The following is a 3,091-nucleotide window of genomic DNA, read 5'->3' as shown; positions in this document are numbered from 1 at the left end:
CCAAGCAGAACCAGGCATAGCACGACCGGCAAGCGGGTCGCGGTGCTTCAGGAAAAGGGGGGCAGGGGTCATGAGGCATCCATCCATGGGGTTGGTAGGAAGTGTCGTGCGGCTTGGTGCGCGTGAGTATACCGATCGGGTCACTGCGGCAAAAAGGGATTCCTTACCAGGGTGATGACCACCGTGCCGTTCGGCCAAAAGGCGGTATGTCCGCCGGAGGCCTGGCTGACGACAAGTCGTTACGCGCGCTTGGCGATGTTGCGACACAGGATTCGTAGGTGCCGGGGGATAATCCTCGGCTGGCTGCCGGGATACCATACCGGGACCCGCCCGGGCAGGTACGGGGCAAGGGTAGGGGCTTACCCTGATCAGTGGAGCCGCCCTGCTGCGCGCTCGGGAGCTGACCAGGCAACTGACGAGCAGGGGGCCGATGCCGCGCCATTCGGTTAGATAACGGGTGTATGGATATCAGGAAGTCGACTGGGATCTCTGGCATTCTACGCCGCATACCAGCAACCAAACTCTCATGGAAGGAAGTAGATGGCCCGGTTCTCGTTCAGCGCCCTGTTGACCCGCCACGCCCGCCCCGCCTTGTTCGTGGGGATCATCCTTGTCGCCACCGTTTGGATCGCCTCGGGGGTGGCCACCCGCGAGGCGCCCGAGTCTCCGGCTGCCGGCGAGCGTGGGCCCATGACCGTGGCCGTGCGCGGCAGTACCGCCGAGCCGGTGGAACGGGTGCTGGTTCTCCAGGGCCAAGTGGAGCCCGAACAGCGGGTGACAGTACGCGCCGAAACCGCCGGCCAAGTGGCCGAGTGGCATGTGCCGCGCGGCGCCTCCGTGGATGCGGACACGGAACTGCTGCGCCTGCGCATGGACGATCGCGAGGCGCGCCGGCGACAGGCCATTGCGCAGCTGCGGGGCCGTGAGAGCGAGTACGCGGCAAAACGCGAGCTGTTCGAAGACGGCTACGCCACGCGACTGGAGCTGGAGGCCGAGGAGGCACAGGTGGAGGCCGCCCGCGCCGAGCTCGAGGCCATCGAGCTCGACATCCGCAACACCCGTATCCATTCACCCATCTCCGGCGTGGTGAACGTGCGTGAGGCCGAGCGGGGCGACTACGTGGGGGTCGGGGAGGCGGTGGCGGAGATCGTCGATAACGATCCCCTGCTTGCCGTGGTCCAGGTGCCGCAGCACCAGATCGGCCGCGTGCGCATCGGTCAGCGAGCACGCATCCGCTTCCTGGACGGGCGTGCGGCAGAGGGTGAGGTGCGTTTTGCCGCCACTGTGGCCGAGCCGGCCACGCGCACCTTCCGCGTGGAGATCGAGGTCCCCAATCCCGAGCGCGACTTCCCCTCCGGGATCAGCACCGGTGTCGAGATCCCCACCGATGAAGTGCCGGCGCACAAGGTGTCGCCGGCGCTCATCGGGCTGGATGAGAGTGGTCAGGTGGGTGTGAAGACGGTGGAGGAGGGCCACCGGGTGGCTTTCCACCCGGTGGAAGTCGTGCGCACGGCGCGTGACGGCGTCTGGGTCACCGGACTGCCGGAGCGCGCGCGCATCATCACCGTCGGCCAGGGCTTCGTCACCACCGGGGAGCGGGTGCGTGCGGTGGAGCAGGATCCCCTCGCCCGTGGCGCTGCGGGCAATGGGGCCACGCCGTGAGGGGTTTGATCGCCTGGTGTGTGGAGCACGCACGCGCCGTCTTGCTGGTGTTGCTACTCATCCTGGTGTCCGGCGCCAGCGCGTGGGTGATAGCGCCCAAGGAGGCCGCGCCCGACATCGATATCCCCTATTTCTTCATTACCGTCACCTACCCTGGCATTGACCCTGCCGATGCCGAGCGGCTCATGGTGCAGCCGCTGGAGCAGGAGCTTCATGGCATCGAGGGATTGCAAGGTATGCAGGCCTGGGCGGGCGAGGGTTTCGCCATGCTGCAGCTCGAGTTCCGAGCCGGCTGGGAGAACCGCGAGGCGCTGGCTGATATCCGCGAAGCCGTGGATCAGGTGCGCCCCCGGTTGCCCGAGGGTGTCAACGAGCCCATGGTCCAGGAGGTGGACCTGTCCATGTTCCCGGTGCTCACCATCAATCTCTCGGGGGCGGTGGACGAGCGCTCCCTGGTGGGGCTGGCGCGGGAGCTGCGCGATAACATCGAGTCGCGCCGCGGCGTACTCGAGGTGAACGTGGGCGGCGAGCGCGAGGACCAGTTGGAGATCCTTGTGGACCCACTGGTGCTGGAGACCTATGAGCTCTCCTTCGACGAACTCGCCCACGCAATCGACCGTAACAACCGGCTGGTGGCGGCGGGGGCCGTGGACACCGGCGCGGGCCGCATCGCCCTGCGTGTGCCCGGCACCATCGACGATGCCGGGGATGTTCTCGATACCGCCGTACGCGTCGACGGCGACACCGTGGTGCGCGTTCGCGACGTGGCCGACGTGCGCCAGACCTATCGCGACCCGGAGAGCTTCACCCGGATCGACGGCCAGCCCTCGGTGTCACTGGAGGTGCGCAAGCAGGGCGGCGCCAATGTGCTGGACGTCGTGGCGGCGGCGCGGGAGGAAGTGGACGCCGCGCGCGGCGAGTGGCCAGAGTCGGTGGATATCACGGTGCTCCAGGACGAGGCCGAGGAGGTGGCGGAACTGCTGGGCGACCTTGAGAACAGCGTCATCACCGCCGTGCTCATCGTCGCCCTGGTGATCCTGGGCGTCATTGGCGGGCGGGCTGCGCTGTTGGCCGGGTTGGCCATCCCCGGCGCCTTCCTCGCCGGCATCCTGGGCATCTGGATGCTGGGCTTTACCCTCAACATCGTCGTGTTGTTTGCGCTGATCCTCGTGGTGGGCATGCTGGTGGACGGCGCCGTGGTGGTGGTGGAACTCGCGGACCGCCTGATCGCTGAAGGGCGAGACCGCGTGGAGGCCTTTCGCGCCGCCGCGCAGCGCATGGCCTGGCCCATCACCGCCGGCATCGCCACCACCCTCGCCGTATTTGTGCCCATGCTCTTCTGGCCGGGGATGATCGGTGAGTTCATGGTCTACCTGCCGGCCACCGTGATCATCACGCTGATCGCCTCGCTGGCCATGGCGCTGGTGTT

Annotated in this window: 2 protein-coding genes; both read left to right on the top strand. The window is 67.4% G+C overall.

Annotated elements, in window-relative coordinates:
• Positions 1-540: 540 nt before the first annotated feature.
• The gene (locus tag QZT63_RS02045; protein WP_290648144.1) at positions 541-1,662 is read left to right on the top strand and encodes an efflux RND transporter periplasmic adaptor subunit; all 1,122 of its coding nucleotides are present in this window, start codon (positions 541-543) and stop codon (positions 1,660-1,662) included.
• Positions 1,659-3,091 (top strand): efflux RND transporter permease subunit (locus QZT63_RS02040; RefSeq protein ID WP_290648142.1); only part of this gene is annotated, 1,433 nt, incomplete at its 3' end. The genes QZT63_RS02045 and QZT63_RS02040, both read left to right, overlap by 4 nt.

The organism is Aquisalimonas sp., from assembly GCF_007120195.1.
Classification (GTDB): Bacteria; Pseudomonadota; Gammaproteobacteria; order Nitrococcales; family Aquisalimonadaceae; genus Aquisalimonas.
The sequence above is the reverse complement of the archived record's forward strand: the minus strand, read 5'-3'. Positions and strand labels throughout refer to the sequence as shown.